General features: G+C 65.7%; 19 protein-coding genes and 1 pseudogene. 11 read left to right on the plus strand and 9 right to left on the minus strand.

The window, feature by feature from the left end:
* From B4U45_RS09160 to B4U45_RS09170, 3 genes and pseudogenes are all read right to left on the minus strand, one after another.
* Positions 1-273: pseudogene (locus B4U45_RS09160) on the minus strand (hypothetical protein); the annotation flags it as partial.
* 1,088 nt (positions 274-1,361) lie between these two features.
* Positions 1,362-2,123: a sterol desaturase family protein gene (locus B4U45_RS09165; protein ID WP_075548268.1), complete on the minus strand. Its 762-nt coding sequence runs from the start codon at positions 2,121-2,123 to the stop codon at positions 1,362-1,364.
* A 10-nt stretch (positions 2,124-2,133) separates the two neighbouring features.
* A complete protein-coding gene (locus B4U45_RS09170; protein ID WP_131808331.1) occupies positions 2,134-2,736 on the minus strand; it encodes a TetR/AcrR family transcriptional regulator in 603 nt (200 codons plus the stop codon).
* Positions 2,737-2,950: 214 nt separating this feature from the next.
* Here B4U45_RS09170 and B4U45_RS09175 point away from each other — a divergent pair, with 214 nt between their 5' ends.
* Complete coding sequence (locus tag B4U45_RS09175) at positions 2,951-3,409, plus strand: VOC family protein (RefSeq protein ID WP_075548270.1); 459 nt, start codon at positions 2,951-2,953, stop codon at positions 3,407-3,409.
* A gap of 1 nt (position 3,410) precedes the next feature.
* Here B4U45_RS09175 and B4U45_RS09180 read toward each other — a convergent pair whose 3' ends face one another.
* Positions 3,411-5,105: an FAD-dependent oxidoreductase gene (locus tag B4U45_RS09180; protein ID WP_075548271.1), complete on the minus strand. Its 1,695-nt coding sequence runs from the start codon at positions 5,103-5,105 to the stop codon at positions 3,411-3,413.
* A gap of 6 nt (positions 5,106-5,111) precedes the next feature.
* A complete protein-coding gene (locus tag B4U45_RS09185) occupies positions 5,112-6,137 on the minus strand; it encodes an AurF N-oxygenase family protein (RefSeq protein WP_075548272.1) in 1,026 nt (341 codons plus the stop codon).
* A 217-nt stretch (positions 6,138-6,354) separates the two neighbouring features.
* Between B4U45_RS09185 and serC the strand changes: the two genes are divergently transcribed.
* Positions 6,355-7,485 carry a phosphoserine transaminase gene (serC, locus tag B4U45_RS09190; protein ID WP_075548292.1) on the plus strand — a complete coding sequence of 377 codons (1,131 nt, stop codon included), beginning with the start codon at positions 6,355-6,357 and terminating at the stop codon, positions 7,483-7,485.
* A gap of 120 nt (positions 7,486-7,605) precedes the next feature.
* Complete coding sequence (gene sepH / locus B4U45_RS09195) at positions 7,606-8,355, plus strand: septation protein SepH (RefSeq protein ID WP_075548273.1); 750 nt, start codon at positions 7,606-7,608, stop codon at positions 8,353-8,355.
* 1 nt (position 8,356) lies between these two features.
* Here sepH and B4U45_RS09200 read toward each other — a convergent pair whose 3' ends face one another.
* From B4U45_RS09200 to B4U45_RS09210, 3 genes are read right to left on the minus strand one after another with little or no spacing between them, the layout of a single operon-like run.
* Complete coding sequence (locus B4U45_RS09200; RefSeq protein ID WP_075548274.1) at positions 8,357-8,653, minus strand: DUF2537 domain-containing protein; 297 nt, start codon at positions 8,651-8,653, stop codon at positions 8,357-8,359.
* The gene (locus B4U45_RS09205) at positions 8,650-9,477 is read right to left on the minus strand and encodes a TrmH family RNA methyltransferase (RefSeq protein ID WP_075548275.1); all 828 of its coding nucleotides are present in this window, start codon (positions 9,475-9,477) and stop codon (positions 8,650-8,652) included. Before B4U45_RS09205 ends, B4U45_RS09200 begins: the two co-directional genes overlap by 4 nt.
* Positions 9,474-9,905, minus strand: coding sequence for an Rv0880 family HTH-type transcriptional regulator (locus B4U45_RS09210; RefSeq protein WP_075548276.1), 432 nt, complete (start codon positions 9,903-9,905; stop codon positions 9,474-9,476). Before B4U45_RS09210 ends, B4U45_RS09205 begins: the two co-directional genes overlap by 4 nt.
* A gap of 704 nt (positions 9,906-10,609) precedes the next feature.
* Here B4U45_RS09210 and B4U45_RS09215 point away from each other — a divergent pair.
* Positions 10,610-10,897, plus strand: a complete 288-nt coding sequence (locus B4U45_RS09215) for a DUF2530 domain-containing protein (protein ID WP_075548293.1) — start codon at positions 10,610-10,612, stop codon at positions 10,895-10,897.
* Between the two features lie 27 nt (positions 10,898-10,924).
* Positions 10,925-11,380 (plus strand): SRPBCC family protein, encoded by a 456-nt coding sequence (locus B4U45_RS09220; RefSeq protein ID WP_075548278.1) that lies wholly within the window; start codon positions 10,925-10,927, stop codon positions 11,378-11,380.
* Here B4U45_RS09220 and B4U45_RS09225 read toward each other — a convergent pair.
* Entirely contained in the window at positions 11,377-12,180 is an 804-nt protein-coding gene (locus B4U45_RS09225; RefSeq protein WP_075548279.1) for a DUF3027 domain-containing protein, read from the minus strand. The two genes, B4U45_RS09220 and B4U45_RS09225, sit on opposite strands and share 4 nt — an antisense overlap.
* Positions 12,181-12,373: 193 nt before the next feature.
* On the opposite strand from B4U45_RS09225, the gene B4U45_RS09230 reads away from it, so the two are divergent.
* The 6 genes from B4U45_RS09230 (at position 12,374) to B4U45_RS09255 (ending at position 17,320) form a co-directional block, all read left to right on the plus strand.
* Positions 12,374-13,975: an MFS transporter gene (locus B4U45_RS09230; protein ID WP_167381690.1), complete on the plus strand. Its 1,602-nt coding sequence runs from the start codon at positions 12,374-12,376 to the stop codon at positions 13,973-13,975.
* On the plus strand, positions 13,972-14,463 hold the full coding sequence (locus tag B4U45_RS09235) for a DUF2771 domain-containing protein (RefSeq protein WP_075548281.1): 492 nt from the start codon (positions 13,972-13,974) through the stop codon (positions 14,461-14,463). Before B4U45_RS09230 ends, B4U45_RS09235 begins: the two co-directional genes overlap by 4 nt.
* A gap of 42 nt (positions 14,464-14,505) precedes the next feature.
* Positions 14,506-14,805, plus strand: a complete 300-nt coding sequence (locus B4U45_RS09240) for a hypothetical protein (RefSeq protein WP_075548282.1) — start codon at positions 14,506-14,508, stop codon at positions 14,803-14,805.
* Between the two features lie 3 nt (positions 14,806-14,808).
* Positions 14,809-15,210 (plus strand): hypothetical protein, encoded by a 402-nt coding sequence (locus tag B4U45_RS30345; protein WP_371687260.1) that lies wholly within the window; start codon positions 14,809-14,811, stop codon positions 15,208-15,210.
* An 862-nt stretch (positions 15,211-16,072) separates the two neighbouring features.
* Entirely contained in the window at positions 16,073-16,492 is a 420-nt protein-coding gene (locus B4U45_RS09250) for a hypothetical protein (RefSeq protein WP_131808332.1), read from the plus strand.
* 411 nt (positions 16,493-16,903) lie between these two features.
* Positions 16,904-17,320, plus strand: a complete 417-nt coding sequence (locus B4U45_RS09255; protein WP_131808333.1) for a hypothetical protein — start codon at positions 16,904-16,906, stop codon at positions 17,318-17,320.
* Positions 17,321-17,332: the final 12 nt, after the last annotated feature.

The raw sequence follows: 17,332 nt of genomic DNA on the forward strand, positions 1-17,332 counted from the left end.
CGTGCCCGGCACCGCAGCCGCCGCGCCCGGCACCCCGGCTACCGCGCCCGGCACCCCGGCTACCCCGCCCGGTACTCCGGCTACCGCGCCCGGCAGCGCAGCCAGCGCGGTGTCCGACCCGGCTGGCGGTGACGGCACGTCTGCCCACTCGCCGGCCGAGGAACCCGAATCCGTTGGCGCAGCGTAACCGACCGGAGGATTTGTCGGCGTGCTGCCAGCCAACAGAACAGCGGTTATCGCCCCGACGCCGCCGATACGCCTGGCATAACGCATGGATTCTCCTCGCGCATCCACTAGTGAGCCGGTGATTGTTGAACTGTCAGTGGATAATTCGGTGCTCGTCTTCGCTTGCCGTAGCACTTTCGGGTCGCGTTGCGCACCTGACATCAGAGGTGTTTAACCCCAAGGTGCGAATGCCGAGCGAAGTTTGCCGCGCCGCGAGAGCCATTGTCAATATCCGACTTTGGGTTAGCTGACCTAATCGCCTTCGGGTTCCTGCGGGCACTTTCAACACGTTTCCGAGTTCGGCGGGGCGCCCACCCGGAGGCGAGGTGATAAGTGCCGCGCGTCGCACGGCGTCACACGCAACTGCCCGGCCCCGATAATCTCGGCGCTAGGACCAACCCTCTGCCGTCTCGACGAGCCTTTCGAGGGCGACCGATAAGTCGACATGAGCTCATTAAAGATGTTGGCATGCAACGACATTGTGTTGCGTGGTCCAAGAGGGCAAGCCGAAGCACGCATGCGAAGCTGCCCGCTCATCTACCGGGCGATCACCGGTGGACAGCTGTCGCTTGGTCGGTGTCATTCGAATACTGTTGGACGGCAGCCGATGTGACTGTCACCTCCGCAGCGAACCAGCGGTGTAACGGGCGATGGTCATCGTGTCAACGGAAGCCTCGTCTAGGTACGTGAACCCTTGGCCGGTCGAGGTGTCGCGCGCGAACGGCAGCTGAGGTACTCGGCCGCACAGCGGGTTTCGCTACGCTACCGGTCCGGTAGCCGCGGTTTCTCAAACGGCTTTTCCATAGTTGTTTCAACCAGGCACGGAGCCCGGCCCGGGTTGCCGATTCGTGGTGACCGTCCTGCGTTGCCGGGACACTCCTGTCGAGCCTTGGCGTGGGCCGGTTGGTCGCCGACAAAGACGCTGTGCGGCAGGACCGTCGGGGCACTCTGCACCACCTGCGGTTTCCTTCGACCCGACGCTGTGACGGAGACGTATTCGCGTTGAAACCAAAATGCACCCGTGTCGAGATCCGATAGTACTCATGGTGATACCAAAAGTATTCCTAATCAACTGATCACCCACCGGCCGTCGGCAAGGTACGCGCGCCGGATGGCCGGGCCCCCTGCGAGCGCGCTCATGCCGTCGACATGAGTCGCTGGCGTGACCCGGCCGGATTCTTGTACGTGCCAAACAGCTTGTCGCCGTACGTCATCACCACGGACAGGTTGGCGGGACGCCGCTCGGAATGATGCAATTCATGGCCCGACGCGGCCGGCAGCAACCAGCGGGGATAAAACGTGATGTCGTATCCGCTGTGCGTGATCACCATCGCGGTCGTGTTGGTGATCGCATACGCGACCACCACCAGCGGATGCGCACCAACCAGCAACGGCGGAACGTACAGGCACACCATCACCATCAAGCCTTCGACGGGATGCACGACGAAGTTGGTCCAGATGGTCAACGGCGACTGGACACGGTGATGTACGTAGTGGACCTTCTCGAACACAAAGCGGCTGCCGTGCTCTAACCGGTGCCACCAATAGGTCAGAAATTCGCCGACCACCATGAAACCGATGAGTTGAGCGACAAATACCGGCAGCGTCGGTGCGGCGCCCGGCACCGCTGCCGTCCAGAGGTGAAACGTCGCGTGAAACACGAACAGCACAACGGCCGCGCCGACGTAGGTCGACATGATCCGAATTCCGAGCTTCCTGGCCGCTTTGGCCGAAATCCGCCGGTAGATCGCGACATCCACTATCGAAAAGCCGATGCCGGTCAGCAAGACGACGGCGACGACGACGGGCAGAAAATACAGCGGAAATTCGAAGAAGCCGACACCCAACAGGTTCACTATCTCATCCCAGACCGGTTGCAAAGGCGATACCTGACTCATGGGTCCGCTCCTAGTTGCGGTCAATGGTGCCGGTGAGTAAGCGCTGTGCCGCCGTCCGCAGCTCCTCGATGCACTGCTCGACGCTGATATCGCCGACACCCAGCAATGCCAGATCGGCGAAAAACACCCGCCCAAGCAACGTCATCGACGGATCAAGGGTGGCCGGCATGTCGTCGACGGCACCGGCCAACAACGCGCGGAACATCTCGCGCACGCCCCGGCGAAACTCGTCGGCGACCGGGCCCTGCGCCAGCACCGACGCCATGGTGGCCCGAACCATCGACAAATCCGACGCTGCTTCGTGCACCACCTGCTCGATCGCGACGTCGATGGCGCCAACCGTCTCCCCGGCCGCCTCAATGGCCTGCGGCAAGCGCGCCGCAACGTCATGACCCCAGGCCAGCGCGGCCTCGCAGACGACATGTTCCTTGGACGCGAAGTAGCGGTACGTCGTCGCCCTCGATACCCCTGCGGTCGTGGCGATCAACTCCATGCCCACGGTCTCATGACCGTGCTCACGGATCAGCTGTCGCGCGGCTTGCAGCAGCCGGGTGCGCACTTCCTGCTGACGCGCGTCCATCGTGCGATGGATGGTCAATCGGGTGGCGCACACGCGGCATCCTCATCGGCCGGCGATCTGAGACACGTGGTGAGACAGATGTATCAACAGCAGTCGACACATCTATATCAGGTCGCCACGTCATGTCGCAAGAGGCGGCCCTGACGGCGGCCGTCGCCGACTGCCCGATGAAAATTGCTGCCACGTTCAGTCAGTACCTGTGGGCCCCGCGCGCGGGCGACACCAACTATCCAAAGGAGCGAACAACGTGGCAATCACCGTGGAACCAGCATTGTCCCCCCACCTCGTCGTCGACGACGCCGCGGCGGCGATCGACTTCTACGTCAAGGCCTTCGACGCCGTCGAGCTCGGCCGTATACCAGGGCCCGACGGCAAGCTCATCCACGCCGCGCTGCGCATCAATGGCTTCATGGTGATGCTCAACGACGACTTCCCGGAAAGCTGCGGTGGCAAGTCGACGACACCGAGGTCACTGGGCGGAACCCCGGTCACCATCCACCTGACCGTGACCGATGTCGATGCCAAGTTCCAGCGGGCAGTGGACGCCGGTGCCACCGTGGTAATCCCGTTGGCAGACCAGTTCTGGGGCGACCGATACGGAGTAGTCGCCGACCCGTTCGGCCACCACTGGTCACTGGGGCAACCCGTACGAGAGCTCAGCATGGCCGAGATTCACGAGGCGATGTCCGCGCAGGCAACCGGCTAGTTCAGGCCAGCTCGCGCAGCCGCATCAGCAGGCGCCGTCGCAGTGGCGGCGTCTGCGATGCGGCGGTCGCCGCCGCCAGCATGTCGGTGACGTCGGTGAATTTGCTGCGCGGCCTACCGTCGCGGCTGCCGCGGGCGACCTCGGCGGCGTCGATGACACGCCAGCCCGCGGCGTCGATGACGTCGGGCTGACGCATGGCCACCAGCTGGTCCAGCGCCGCCGGCTTGCCGGCCGGATCGCTGAGCTTGCCCGCATTGAAGTCGGCCACCAGCGCCTGAACCGTTTGCCACGAGCACGATTTGTTGGTACCGATGAACCCGGTCGGCCCGCGCTTGATCCAACCCGCGACATAGGCACCCGGCACCGGCTGCCCGGTACCGGGATCGACGACCCGGCCACCGTCGTTGGGCACGACGGCCGCCGCCTCGTCGAACGGCAGGTCACGAACTCGCTTGCCGCGGTAGCCGATCGACGTCAGCACCAGCCCCGCGTCAAGTCGGCGCACCTCGTCGGTGCCGGTGACGGCGAACTCGACGCCGGTGGCCCGTTGCGATCCCAGGACGCGCCGGGGCGTGAGCTGATAGGCCAGCCTTATTCGGGGATGCGACGCCGGGGTCGACCCGTCGCCCAGGGTGCTCAGGATTTCCAGCTTGGCTTTCGTCAACGGCGCCGAGGCGGTTGCCAAGTCCTCGAGGACCCGCTGGTGGTCGTCGCGGTCGAGCACCAGCTCGGATGCGGCGGTAAGCCCGATCAACTCCGGCAGGGTGAACGCCGAGTGCGCGGGTCCGCGGCGGGCGGCGATCACCACCTCGCGGACCGCCGAGCCGCGCAGCGCCCGCAGCGCATGATCGGCGATATCTGTTCGGGCCAGGTCACCGGGGTCGGTGGTGAGCACCCGCGCCACGTCCAGAGCGACATTGCCGTTGCCGATGATCACGGCCCGGGCATGGCCGAGATCGATTGGGAGATCGACGAACTCGGGATGCCCGTTGAGCCACGCGACCAACTCCGTCGCGGTACCGGTGCCGGGTAGCCCCATCCCGTCGATGTCGAGGCGACGGTCGTCGGGAGCACCGACTGCGTACACCACGGCATGGTGGTGGGCCAACAGATCGGCGTGGGTCAGGTGCTTGCCGATCTCGACGTTGAGGTAGAACCGGAACCGGTCATGGCGCGCGACCCGATCGAACAGTGTGGTGACCCGCTTGGTGTTCGGGTGATCCGGCGCCACCCCGGCGCGCACCAGCCCGTAGGGCGTGGGCAGCTTCTCGAAGACATTGACGTGCACCCCGGGCTGGACCAGCAGCTCGTCGGCGGCATACATCGCCGCGGGTCCGGACCCGACAATGGCAACGGTCAGCGGATGGCGGCGGGCACGCACCTCGGCAGCCGGGATCACCGGAGCCAGTTTCGAGGTCGGCGGCAGTTTCGCGTCGGCCGGCCGCTTCGGGTAATAGGAGGCGTTGATCTCGACGAACGGCAATTGCCGCGATTGCAGCCTGCTGTCCGGCGAAATGGCTCCCACCGGGCAGGCGCTCACGCAGGCGCCACAGTCGACGCACGCCACCGGATCGATATACAGCATCTCCGACGTCGCAAACCCCGGCTCGTCCGGCGAGGGATGGATGCAATTGACCGGGCAGGCAAAGACGCAAGATGCGTCATTGCAGCACGATTGGGTAATAACGTGTGGCATAAAGGATTACGCGGCCGGCACGGTCGCCAGGTGTTGACGCTGCGGCTCGCTGCGGTAGCGCGACGGCTCGCCGTTGATCTTACACAGCCGCCACATGAGCCGGGCCAGGTGACTTTCCATCAACCCGGTGTCGTAAGCCAGCATCCGCACGTCGGCGAACATGTCGCGCAACCACTTCCGCGACTGCGGCGACCGGAAGAACAACTCCTTCTTCACCTCACGCGGGATGTCGAATTCCTCCCAGAACGCCTTGGGCGGCACCACGATTGCGTTACACAGCATCCGCATGGTCAGCGGGAAGTACAACGACGTCCAGAATCGCTGCCGCTTGGTCAACTGCGGCAACCGCTTACGCAGGAACTCATGCGCGAAGGAGATGTGCCGGGCTTCCTCGGCCACGTGAATGGACATCACCCGTTCCATGATCGGATGCAGCGCCTTACCCTCGCGCAACACGTTCTTCTGGGTGTGGTCGATGGGCTCCTCGCCGGCGAGTACCCCGATGAAGAAGGCCACCGGCAGCGGGCCGGCCACCAGCGGGATGAACGGCGACACCCAGCGCAGCCGCCGCGGCATCCCCGGAACGTCGGCGCCGACGCGGTTGATCATCTCCTGGAACATCATGGTGTGGTTGCACTCTTCAACCGATTCGTGCAGGCAATACCGATATTCCGGTGACCCGTTGGGCATCCAGAACGTGTAGTTCATCAGGCCGCGGATCAGGATCGACTCGAAGTGCAGCCCGACCTTGGCCACGTTGGCCTGGCGCCACATCCCGATCTTGATCTTGCGCTCGTCGGGCTGCGCCAGATACCAGGGGTGGCGACCCAGCGGGTCGGTCGCCGGGAGGATCCACCGGGGATCGTTGTCGGTAACAGCGAACTCCGGTGACTCCCAATCGATGTCGGTGTACGGGTTGAAGTTTCGCCGTACCGATCCCTCGGACAGGGTGGCGAGCATCTCCACGTACTCGGTATCGTCCCGAACCTCCATGTTGCGGCGCCAACGCCGAACCATGCGCGTCTTGTCCACTGAGAAGCCTCCCCAATGAGGTTTGTGCTGAGGTTTACCTTCGGACGTCTGATAAACACGGTACCGCTGGTACCGGGAATTCTCCAGACCCGCAGGCGGGCTGTGGCCTGGCCCGTTCGACCGATTGAGTGTGACGCTGCTCACGCCGGTCGGTGCGACGCGGCATTATTCGGCCCGCGTGGTCGCCGGTCCCCCACCGCTCACTACCCTGATTGCCATGGCCGACCAGCTCACGACTGCCCTCGAGATTCCCGCAGACCTCAAGCCCCGCGACGGGCGCTTCGGGTCCGGCCCGTCAAAGGTGCGGCCCGAGCAATTGCATGCGCTGACCACCACTGCGGCGGCATTGTTCGGGACCTCGCACCGGCAGTCGCCGGTCAAGAATCTGGTGGGCCGGGTGCGCACCGGCCTGGCCGAGCTGTTCTCGCTGCCCGATGGTTACCAGGTGATTTTGGGCAACGGCGGCGCGACTGCGTTTTGGGACGCCGCCGCATTCGGGCTGATCGACAAGCGCTCATTGCATCTGGCCTACGGCGAGTTCAGCTCGAAGTTCGCCTCAGCCGTCGCCAAGAACCCGTTCGTGGGCGACCCGATCATCATCAAGGCGGACCCGGGCGACGCGCCGCAGCCGCAGGCCGATCCGTCGGTGGACGTGATCGCCTGGGCTCACAACGAGACGTCGACCGGGGTGGCGGTGCCGGTGCGACGTCCCACCGACTCGGGCGACGCGCTGATCGTCATCGACGCCACTTCGGGTGCCGGCGGTCTGCCGGTCGACATCACCGAGGCTGACGCGTATTACTTCGCGCCGCAGAAGAATTTCGCCAGCGACGGTGGCCTGTGGCTGGCGCTGATGAGCCCGGCCGCGCTGGCCCGCGTCGAGGCCATCGCGGCCTCGGGGCGCTGGGTTCCCGACTTCTTGTCGCTACCGATAGCGATCGAGAACAGTCTGAAGAACCAGACGTACAACACACCGGCGATCGGCACGCTGGCGCTGCTCGCCGAACAGCTCGACTGGCTGCTGGGCAACGGTGGCCTGGAGTGGGCGGTCAAGCGGACGGCGGACTCCTCGCAGCGGTTGTACTCGTGGGCGCAGGAGCGGCCGTACACCACGCCGTTCGTGACCGACCCGGAGTTGCGGTCGCAGGTGGTGGGCACGATCGACTTTGTCGACGAAGTCGACGCCGCGGCCGTGGCCAAGACCTTGCGGGCAAACGGCATCGTCGACACCGAGCCGTACCGCAAACTTGGCCGCAACCAGTTGCGGGTGGCGATGTTCCCCGCCGTCGAACCCGATGACGTCAGCGCCCTCACCCAATGCATCGACTGGGTGGTCGAGCGGCTCTAACCTGCTCGTTATCCGCCCGCAACCGTCCCGCGTGTCAGCGCGGGTTGCGGGGTTGGCTGCATTAAAGTGCGCACGTAACAGGTCCGGTGCTTCGAGGCACGGAGCCTGCGAGGAGAAGCCATGCGGGAACTCAAACTGATTGGGCTGGATGCCGACGGCAAATACCTCATCTGCGAGGGTGCCAAACCGGCCGAAACATTCAAGCTGCCGGCAGACGACCGATTGCGGGCGGTCCTGAGCGGCAATACGACGCACCCGGTTCAACCGCACCTGGACATGGAAATCACGAATATGTTGAGTCCCAAGGAAATTCAGGCCAGGATCCGCGCCGGCGCATCGGTGGAGCAGGTGGCCGCCGCGTCGGGCTCCGACCTGGCGCGCATCCAGCGATTCGCCCACCCGGTGTTGCTGGAACGGTCGCGTGCCGCCGAGCTGGCAACGGCCGCGCACCCGATGCTGGCGGACGGCCCCGCGGTGCTGACGCTGCTCGAAACCATCACCGCCACGCTGCTGACGCGTGGCCTCAACCCGGAGAAACTCAGCTGGGACGCGTGGCGCAACGAAGACGGCCGCTGGACGGTGCAGCTTGCATGGCAGGCCGGCCACTCCGATAACCTCGCGCACTTCCGCTTCACACCGGGCGCGCATGGCGGCACCGTCACCGCGATCGACGACGCGGCCAGCGAGCTGATCGACCCATGCTTCAAACCCCGGCAGCTGGCTCCAGTGGCCCACCTCGCCTTCGACGAACCCGCGAAGCCGGCACCCGCCCCGGCGGCGGAACCACCAGCCAGCCATCGGCGGGGCAAGCCGGCCATCCCGGCCTGGGAGGACGTCCTGCTCGGGGTGCGCTCCGGCGGGCAGCGCTGAGTTAAGCGCGCCCCAATCCGGCGATCGCGAGCAGCGTCAGCCACGCCACCACGACACCTGCTCCCGCGCCCAGGACAAACCAACGCAATACCGGGGTGCGCCGCCAGCCCCAGAGGGTCGGCGCCAGCCCGCCGACCGCCACCACATTCAGCCCGACCGCCAGCAACGGGTGCACCCGGATCAGCCCCAGGCTGAGCACTACCATCCCGACCCCGGTCACTGCGGCGACGAAACCGGATACCACCAAACCCGTTGCCCACGGCACGGATTCGTCACGCTCTTCGAGCTCTTGGCTCACGGGCAGAGCCTAGCCCGCTCGTAGAACGCCACTGCGGCCGCCGTGGCCACGTTGAGTGAGTCGGTGCCCCGCGACATCGGGATCCGCACCCGCAGATCGCTGATCCGCAGGGCGGCGGCTGTCAGTCCCGGGCCCTCGGCACCGACCAACAACGCGATCGGTCGGTCCCGCACCTCGTTCATGGCCTCGGCCAGCTCGCGCGCATCGCCGCGGGGGGTCATGGCCAACAGCCGAAAGCCCCGTTCTTGCAGCATCAGCAAGTCGGTGGGCCAGTCTGCTGCTCGAGCGTAGGGCACCAGCAAAGCGTGCCCCATGGAAACCCGGACCGCGCGACGGTACAGCGGGTCCGCGCAACCGCTGCCGAACACCACCGCGTCCACCCCCAACCCCGCGGCGTTGCGAAAGATGGACCCCAGGTTTTCGTGATCGTTGACCCCCTCGAGCACCACGACGGTGCGAACACCGTCGACCACCTCGGTGACGCTGGGCTCCGGTAACCGGCTTGCCGAGGCCAGCACCCCCCGGTTGAGGTGAAATCCGACAGCCAGCGCCATGACTTCCGCGGAGGCTCGATAGTAGGGGGCCGGGCTGCCGGCCAAGTCGTCCCTGAGCTCGGCCAGCCTGCGGTCGGTGCCGAGCATTGCCCGCGGGGTAAAGCGCGAAGCCAGCATGCGCTGTACGACCAAAACACCCTCGGCGATCACCAGGCCCTTCCCGGACGGCAGGTCGGGCCTGCGGTCGACGCTGTTCAGGTCGCGGAAATCGTTGAGGCGCGGATCGTCGGGATCGCTGATGTCTTGAACGTCGATGTCGGGAACAGTCACGGGCTTTCGTCGACCAGGGCCATCATGATGTCGGCGGCGTGGCGCAGGGTGTCCCGTCTGTCGCTGTCGAGCGTCGCGAGCCGTTCGGCGAGCCACTCCTGACGGGCTCGCCGTGCAGCCCTGACCAACTCCGCGCCGGCTTGGGATACCGACACCAGCACCTGACGGCCGTCCACGGGATGTGGGGCGCGGTCCACCAGACCCACGTCGGCCAGGGAGGCGATCACCCGGGTCATCGACGGTGGGCGGACCCGCTCCCGGATTGCCAGCGCGCCGGGCGTCATGGCCCCCTCGTTGGCCAGGGTTGTCAATGCCGACAGCTGCGACAAGGACACCGGAGATGACGGGTTCCGGAATCGAAGTTGGCGCGCCAGACGCATGACCGCCAGCGACAAGTCGCTCGCCAGCTGCGCATCGCTGTCAGGCACAGCGCGAGGTTACAACGGAACCCCAATGCTCGCGATCAGAACGACGGCAAACGACTGCGCTCCCGCCTTGAGCGCTCACCCCGTCGCCACACTCCCTCGGCATGCTGAAACCGTTGCGTCGCTGCAGTCCAGCAACGTCACATCCATGCCACCTGTCACATCGGTCCTGCACAGGCGGCCACCCGAGAGGCCCAGGATGCCTCTAGGATCCTGTGTCAACTCGCTCACCACGTACGTCATCTTCTTCATCTGTGGGGCTTCTTCATCTGTGGGGCGATGCAAAGCCTTCCGGAGGCCACAAGGCTGCCGGTCGTCGCGCAGCTTGGGCTGCGCGCACACCTTGACGTCGGTTTTCGGCCACGCCGATGTTCGCGGCTTAGCTCAAACCTCTTGTGATGGCGGGTGTTTCAGTTCAGGACAGCAGAAGAATCGGGTGCTCACCGAGCCGACGGCCATGCCCGCCGTATCGAGTGTGCAACGACGGCTTTGATCGTGCGCGTAGGGCGGGAAAATCCGCGGCGGCCCGCCCTGACGGCACGCTCGGGACACACCCGCCACCGCACACTCGACGCCCACAACGCACACCCGACGCCGTTAACAGCGACAACCCCGGCGCCGTGCACCCCGACGCCGTGCACCCCTGGGCGCTGTCGTTCCGCCCATACGGCGGCCGGCATCGTCGCGGGCTATGTTGAAACCCGATGATGAGTGACGAACCTGACCACGATCCCGAGCCGCCCCCATTACCGACAGCGCTATTGGAAGTGTGGCCGGTCATCGCGGTCGGCGCACTCGGCTGGCTGGCCGCCGCGGTGGCCGCATTCGCCGTGCCGAGTCTTCAGACATGGCGTCCGGTGACAGTGGCCGGCCTGGCGGTGGGGTTGCTCGGCACGGGCATCTTCGTCTGGCAACTTGCCGCCGCCCGCCGCGGTGCCCGCGGCGCTCAAGCCGGACTCGAGACCTATCTGGACCACGAATACGACCAAAAATAGTGGCGCAAAACACATCTGGGAGGACAAATGGTAGCTCCGCTGCTAGAGGCGCAGGTAGACATCGATGCGCCGCCCGCGAAAGTCTGGGCGCTGATCTCCGATTTGCGGCGAATGCCGCAATGGAGCCCGCAATGTCGCTGGACGCACCAATTCGGTCCGCTGCGCCCTGGCACCCGCACCATTAATTTCAACCGTCGCAATCGGTTGTTCTGGCCGACAACCTGCACCGTCGTCGAGGTCATCCCGGAGCAGAAGCTGGCGTTTCGGGTCGATACCAACCGCAGCGTCTGGAGCTACGAGCTGGAGCCGAATGGCGAGGGCACCCGGGTCACCGAGAGCCGACACGCCGAAAACGGGGTCAGCGCGTTTTCCAACTTGTCGGTCAACGCCCTCTTGGGAGGCACCACCAACTTCGAACGCGAATTGGTCGACGGCATGAACACCTCGCTGGCAAAGATCAAGGCGGCCGCCGAAAACGGCTAATCGGACGATTCCGGCGGCTTCTCCCAGATGTCGAGCACCCCGTCGTCGTACGGGTCATACATCGGGGAGCCGCTGCCCCCCGGGGCCGGGGTGTCGGAATGCGCACCACAACCGTAATGCTTGTCGACGACATGGCCATCGGCCGACAATTCGTTACCACATACCCCGAACATTGCGCCCAGCGCTCCGGCGAGCGGCAGGAAGAACCCGCAGTCGCGGCACACTCGTTTAGTCGACCGTGCCATGGCCGAGTCGGGGCCGTAGTCGCCGTCGTGCCAGCGTTGCGCCGCCTCGGCGCGGCCCCACGCGCTCATCACCCAGCGCCGGCCGAACCCGACCTCGGCAGCGATCTCGTCGACCTGCGGGTCACCGCTGGCGCTATAGCCCGGTACCAGCCGCGGGTCATCCTTGACCGGCGCCAGCAGGTCTCCCGGGCTCAAATCTCCCGGTTGTACCCGCCGCTCCCAGGGCACCCAGGGCGGCGCCATCAAGGCCGTTGGGCCGGGGACCAGCACCACCTCGCTGATGGTGGCATGGTCGGCACCGGCGTAGGCAGCGACGACGACGGCCCACTGCCATCCCTGGTACCCGGGCAGATGCGCCAGGAATCGGTGTGTCGCCGCATTGGGATCTTCGTAGCCGACACCGAGATAGTCGCCGACCGCATCGGGCCCGCTGAACTCGGCGACCGCCGCCCTGGCCTGGTCCACCGCGCCCGTGAGCACCGACGCCACATCGTGCGGCCACTCGGCCACGGTCGCCACGGCGGATTCCGCCGAATTCTCCAAGGGTCCGGTCACACTCTTCCCTCTCTGCAGTGCGTATCCATACTGCCGGAAGACACGGTGGACGAGCCACACCCGGTTGCCTACGCGTGGAGACGGGATAAGCCAGAATTGATGCGTGTCTGCACGGCGGCGTGATCACCCGGGCCGTACGGCTGCGGCTGCGGGCCGCCGGAGCCGGAACGGATCGGTCAACGAGCACCCCGGTATGGAAAACTATCCCGCTGACGACGCCGACTATCGGCGCCCGCGCCGTCCGCCGCCCATGCCGAGCGCCAACCGCTACCTCCCGCCGCTGGGTCAGGAGCAGGAACGCCAGCGCGACAGCCAACCGCCGCCGCGCGAGTTCAACGACGGCGAACGGATCACCGTCACCCGGGCCGCGGCGATGCGCAGCCGCGAAATGGGCTCGCGGATGTATTGGATGGTGCAGCGCGCCGCCACCGCCGACGGCGCCGACAAGTCGGGCCTGACCGCGCTGACCTGGCCGGTGATGGCCAACTTCGCGGTCGACTCCGCGATGGCGGTTGCGCTGGCCAACACGTTGTTCTTTGCCGCGGCAAGCGGTGAAAGCAAATCGCGCGTCGCTCTTTACCTGTTGATCACCATCGCGCCGTTCGCCGTGATCGCGCCGCTGATCGGCCCCGCGCTGGACAAGCTGCAGCACGGCCGGCGGGTGGCGCTGGCGCTGTCTTTCGGACTGCGGACGGCGTTGGCGCTGGTGTTGATCATGAATTACGACGGCGCCACCGGCAGCTTCCCGTCGTGGGTGCTCTATCCGTGCGCGCTGGCCATGATGGTGTTCTCGAAGTCATTCAGCGTGCTGCGCAGCGCGGTGACCCCGCGGGTGATGCCGCCGACGATCGATTTGGTGCGGGTCAACTCTCGGCTGACGGTGTTCGGGCTGCTCGGCGGCACCATGGCCGGCGGTGCCGTCGCCGCTGGGGTCGAGTTCGGCTGTACCCATCTGCTGGAACTTCCGGGCGCGTTGTTCGTCGTCGTCGCGATCACCATCGCCGGCGCCGTTTTGTCGATGCGGATTCCAAGCTGGGTCGAGGTGACCACCGGCGAGGTGCCGGCCACCCTGAGCTACCACCGCGACGCCGGCAAGCTGCGGCGAAGCTGGCCGGAGGAAGTCAAGAACCTCGGCGGAACACTGCGACAACCGTTGGGCCGCAACATCATTACCTCGTTGTGGGGCAACTGCACCATCAAGGTGATGGTCGGCTTTCTGTTCTTGTATCCGGCGTTCGTCGCGAAGGCTCACGACGCCGACGGGTGGGTTCAGTTGGCCATGCTGGGCCTGATCGGCGCGGCCGCCGCGATCGGCAACTTCGCCGGCAATTTCACCAGCGCACGCCTGCAACTGGGCAGGCCGGCGGTGCTGGTCGTGCGCTGCACCGTGGTGGTGACGGTGTTCGCGCTGGCTGCCGCGGTGGCCGGCAATCTGGTGGCGGCCGCTATCGCGACCCTGATCACGTCGGGCTGCAGTGCAATCGCCAAAGCCTCGCTGGACGCCTCGCTCCAAGACGATCTGCCCGAGGAATCGCGGGCATCGGGGTTCGGCCGTTCGGAGTCGACGCTGCAGTTGGCCTGGGTGCTCGGCGGAGCGCTCGGCGTGTTGGTCTACACCGAATTGGGGGTCGGATTCACCGCCGTCAGCGCCCTGCTGATCCTGGGTCTGGCGCAGACCGTCGTCAGCTTCCGCGGCGACTCGCTGATCCCGGGTCTCGGCGGTAATCGGCCGGTGCTGGCCGAGCAGGAGAGCACCCGCCGCGCCGCTTCGGCAACCGGAGCGATGCCGCGGTGAAACGTTGGGGCGTTGCGCTTCTCGCGGTCGTGGTGTTGCTGTTGTCCGTCGGGGCGGGGCTTGGCGCGTGGCTGCTGGTGCGCGATTCCGGCCCGCAGCGACCTGAGATCAGTGCGTACTCGCACGGGCACCTGAGCCGCGTCGGCCCTTACATGTATTGCAACGTGTTGCGGCTCGACGAGTGTGAGACGCCGCAGACCCAGGGCGAACTGCCGGTGAACGAACGCGACCCGGTGCAGCTCTCGGTGCCGCAAGCCATTTCGCGGGCACCGTGGCGACTCCTGCAGCTCTACGAGGATCCCGCCGATGCCGCCGCCACCATCTTTCGGCCCAACAGCCGGCTTGCGGTCACCATCCCCACCGTCGACCCGCAGCGGGGCCGACTGACCGGGATTGTGGTGCAATTGTTGACGTTGGTGGTCGACCCCGCCTCCGGTGAGTTGCGCGAGGCGCCGCACGCGGAATGGTCTGTGCGCCTGGTATTTTGACGCCGATGTGCGGGCGACGAAAAGGGTGGCCACACTGCCGCCATGCAGCAGAATCTGCGTGTCGATAGCGGTGGTCTGCAGACCATGGCCACCCGCTGGGACGCTGCGGCGGGCGAACTGAACGCGACAGCGGCTCCGACGGGGCTGGGTTTGTCGGGTCAGGCCAGCGCTGTCGCGGTCGACGGCGCCCACGCCGATGTCACGGCGTTCTCGGCGGCGCTCGCCGCACGGGTGATCGCCCGGGCCGCCCATGTCGTCGAGGCTGATACTCGCTACGTTGCCAACGAGACGGATTCGGCGAATATGCTGGCCGCCGTGGCCAGTCCGGTGGTCCGCGCCTAGCACATGTCAGTGGTCACCGCGTTTCCCACCCTTTCGCAGCTGTTGGCCTGGCCCACCGAGCATCTCATCGAGGCCGCTGACCACTGGGAGGCTGTCGGTGGGCGCTGCTACGGGGTGGCCAATCAGGGCTGGCGAGACGCGCTAGCGGTGGATTGGCGAGGCGCGGCAGCCGACACACTGCGCACCGAAACGCATTCCGACATGCTGACGACCAGCGCGGTGGCCGACCAGTTGCATGAGGCGGCCAGAGTGGCACGCAGCGGAGCCTCGGATCTGCATGCGGCGCGCTCGCGGGTGCGCTACGCGGTCGAGGATGCCCGCGCGGCGGGTTCGATGTCGGCGAAGACCTGTCGGTCACAGATCGAAGCAGTGGTGGGTCGGCCGCGCAGCGGGCCGCCCGGCTAACCCAGGCGCAAGCCTTCGCCGGCGACATCCGCCCAACGAGCCGTCCAGCTGGTTGGGGTCGATCAGCAAGTCGCCGCCAAAGTCACCGCCGCCGTGGCCGGCATCCGACACGTCGTCCCGCCAACACCTGCCCCCGCCGCACCGGCACACGGCAACCGCGTCGAGGCCGTCGACAACCGCACTTGGAAACAGGACCCAACGCCGGCGCCGCCGCCGGAACCTGCCACTGGTCCGAGCGCCGACGATATTCGCAAGGTGCTGGATAAATTGCCTGCGGGCAACAAACCGTTCATCAGAGAGGTCCGCTCACCGGAGGATCTTGAAAACCTGTGGAGGTGGGCGCAGCAGAACGGGGTGGAAGTACCCAATGGGTATGGTGATCCCAGTAAGGGCATTCGATATCGGCTCCCAGACGGAACCATGATCGGACAACGCTGGTCGGCCGAGTCCACCGGAAAGCCGGTCCTCGACATCGATATCCCCGGCGAACGTGGCTACACCAAGATCCACATCAATCCGCGGGGCGGTGTACCGGAAATTCCGGAGCCAGTCAGGGCTGCGCCAGTCGAGGCGCCACCGGCCCGGACCCCGGTCGAACCTCCATCTGTTGCGCGCCCACCAGTAGAGCCGGTGCCGGGCCGCGCTGGGCCAGCACCACCGGTCGTCGGTATCGGCCCAGTGCCGCCGGAATCCATCCCACACCCTGTCCACCCTCCGCACAGCCATCACGGACCTCCGGTGTTGGGTAAGGACGAGTTACCTGACTTAGATGAATTCACCCCAGGATGACGCCCAAGATGTCGACTGACACTCGTCGCTGGACAACTAACGACCCAGAAACAATGCGAAGGTATCAAGAACGATGACTCAACCTGATGACGAGCGCCGCAAACGCGGCCAGAGCGGGTTTAGCGCCCAAGATTCCTTGCGCCGACGTTTGTTGTCCGATGCGGAAGCAAACTGCCTGCCAATGGCGCACGTAATGGGGCTAATTTTGCGCGAACACCTCGCCGAGAGCCTAACGGCGCAACAAGACGTGGCGCTGCGCACTATCCGGTCGCTCCTCGATGATGGACTCATGGAGATCGGAGACATACTCGGCGCCTCCGATGAACGCATCGTGCCCTGGGATCTCTCGATCGATGCGGTTATGAAACGCATCTACGACCTCCTAGTTCGCCACTACGAGGAGCGTGGGTTGTGGGACTTCACAATCTGGCTGGGACTCACTCCTGCCGGGAAACGGCTAGCGCGCGAGCTTCAGGGTGAAGCCGCGGACTGAATCGTCGGGAGCGTCCGCGAAAGCCGTTGGCGATACTCGCGGAATGGGAGAACCGCTCATGCAGACATGCGGTCGCACATCGTACCGCCCTCCAGTGCCGCACCTACGTGCATTTAGACAGGAGTCCGGGTGATTTTCGTTCTACCGGGTCCTTTCGTCGATCGCGGTTCCATGCGCACCACGTTGGCAGCAACGCGAATGGCGGAATGCTACGCCCCGGCTGAACCCCGGTACCGCCGGAATCCGTGCCACACCCTGTTCACCCGCCCACAGCCACCACGGGCCCCCGGTGCTGGGCAAAGACGAGTTACCCGACCTCGACGAATTCAACCCCGGATGACGCCCTGACGTTGACTCCGACCGGTCGCTAAGACACGACACCACAAGCACACCACCCAAGTATGGAGAATCATGACTGGACCCGATGAGAATAGGCGGCCGGTGAGCCAGCCAATCGAAGTAGCGCAAGACCGGCTGCGCGCCGAGTTGCTCGTCAGTGCGCTGTACGACCTGGTGCCGCTGGCAGAGGTGGAATCGCTGATCACCCGCGGCGACCTTATTGAAACCCTTCCCGCCCGACAACAGTTCGCCCTGCGGACCATCCGATCGCTCTTGGAAGACGGGCTCATGCAAATTGGGGACCTTCCCTACCCGGGCGAAAGGTTCGCAGGGTGGGACCTCTCGGTGGACGCTGCTATGGAGCGCGTCTCCAACCTGTTTGTCAGCAAATACGATGAGCCTGATCTGTGGGAATTCACGATCTGGCTGGGCCTCACGCCCGCCGGAGAACGGCAAGCCCACAAGCTCAAAGGTGACGCAGCGGACTGATTCCTCAGACGC

The organism is Mycobacterium persicum (assembly GCF_002086915.1).
In the GTDB taxonomy this organism is placed as follows: domain Bacteria; phylum Actinomycetota; class Actinomycetes; order Mycobacteriales; family Mycobacteriaceae; genus Mycobacterium; species Mycobacterium persicum.

Coding starts and splice junctions, on each gene's coding strand:
- serC (WP_075548292.1), top strand. CDS start 6,355: ATGGCCGACCAGCTCACGACTGCCCTCGAGATTCCCGCAGACCTCAAG.
- B4U45_RS30345 (WP_371687260.1), top strand. CDS start 14,809: ATGTCAGTGGTCACCGCGTTTCCCACCCTTTCGCAGCTGTTGGCCTGG.
- B4U45_RS09165 (WP_075548268.1), bottom strand. CDS start 2,123: ATGAGTCAGGTATCGCCTTTGCAACCGGTCTGGGATGAGATAGTGAAC.
- B4U45_RS09220 (WP_075548278.1), top strand. CDS start 10,925: ATGGTAGCTCCGCTGCTAGAGGCGCAGGTAGACATCGATGCGCCGCCC.
- B4U45_RS09215 (WP_075548293.1), top strand. CDS start 10,610: ATGAGTGACGAACCTGACCACGATCCCGAGCCGCCCCCATTACCGACA.
- B4U45_RS09255 (WP_131808333.1), top strand. CDS start 16,904: ATGACTGGACCCGATGAGAATAGGCGGCCGGTGAGCCAGCCAATCGAA.
- B4U45_RS09230 (WP_167381690.1), top strand. CDS start 12,374: ATGGAAAACTATCCCGCTGACGACGCCGACTATCGGCGCCCGCGCCGT.
- B4U45_RS09250 (WP_131808332.1), top strand. CDS start 16,073: ATGACTCAACCTGATGACGAGCGCCGCAAACGCGGCCAGAGCGGGTTT.
- sepH (WP_075548273.1), top strand. CDS start 7,606: ATGCGGGAACTCAAACTGATTGGGCTGGATGCCGACGGCAAATACCTC.
- B4U45_RS09180 (WP_075548271.1), bottom strand. CDS start 5,105: ATGCCACACGTTATTACCCAATCGTGCTGCAATGACGCATCTTGCGTC.
- B4U45_RS09240 (WP_075548282.1), top strand. CDS start 14,506: ATGCAGCAGAATCTGCGTGTCGATAGCGGTGGTCTGCAGACCATGGCC.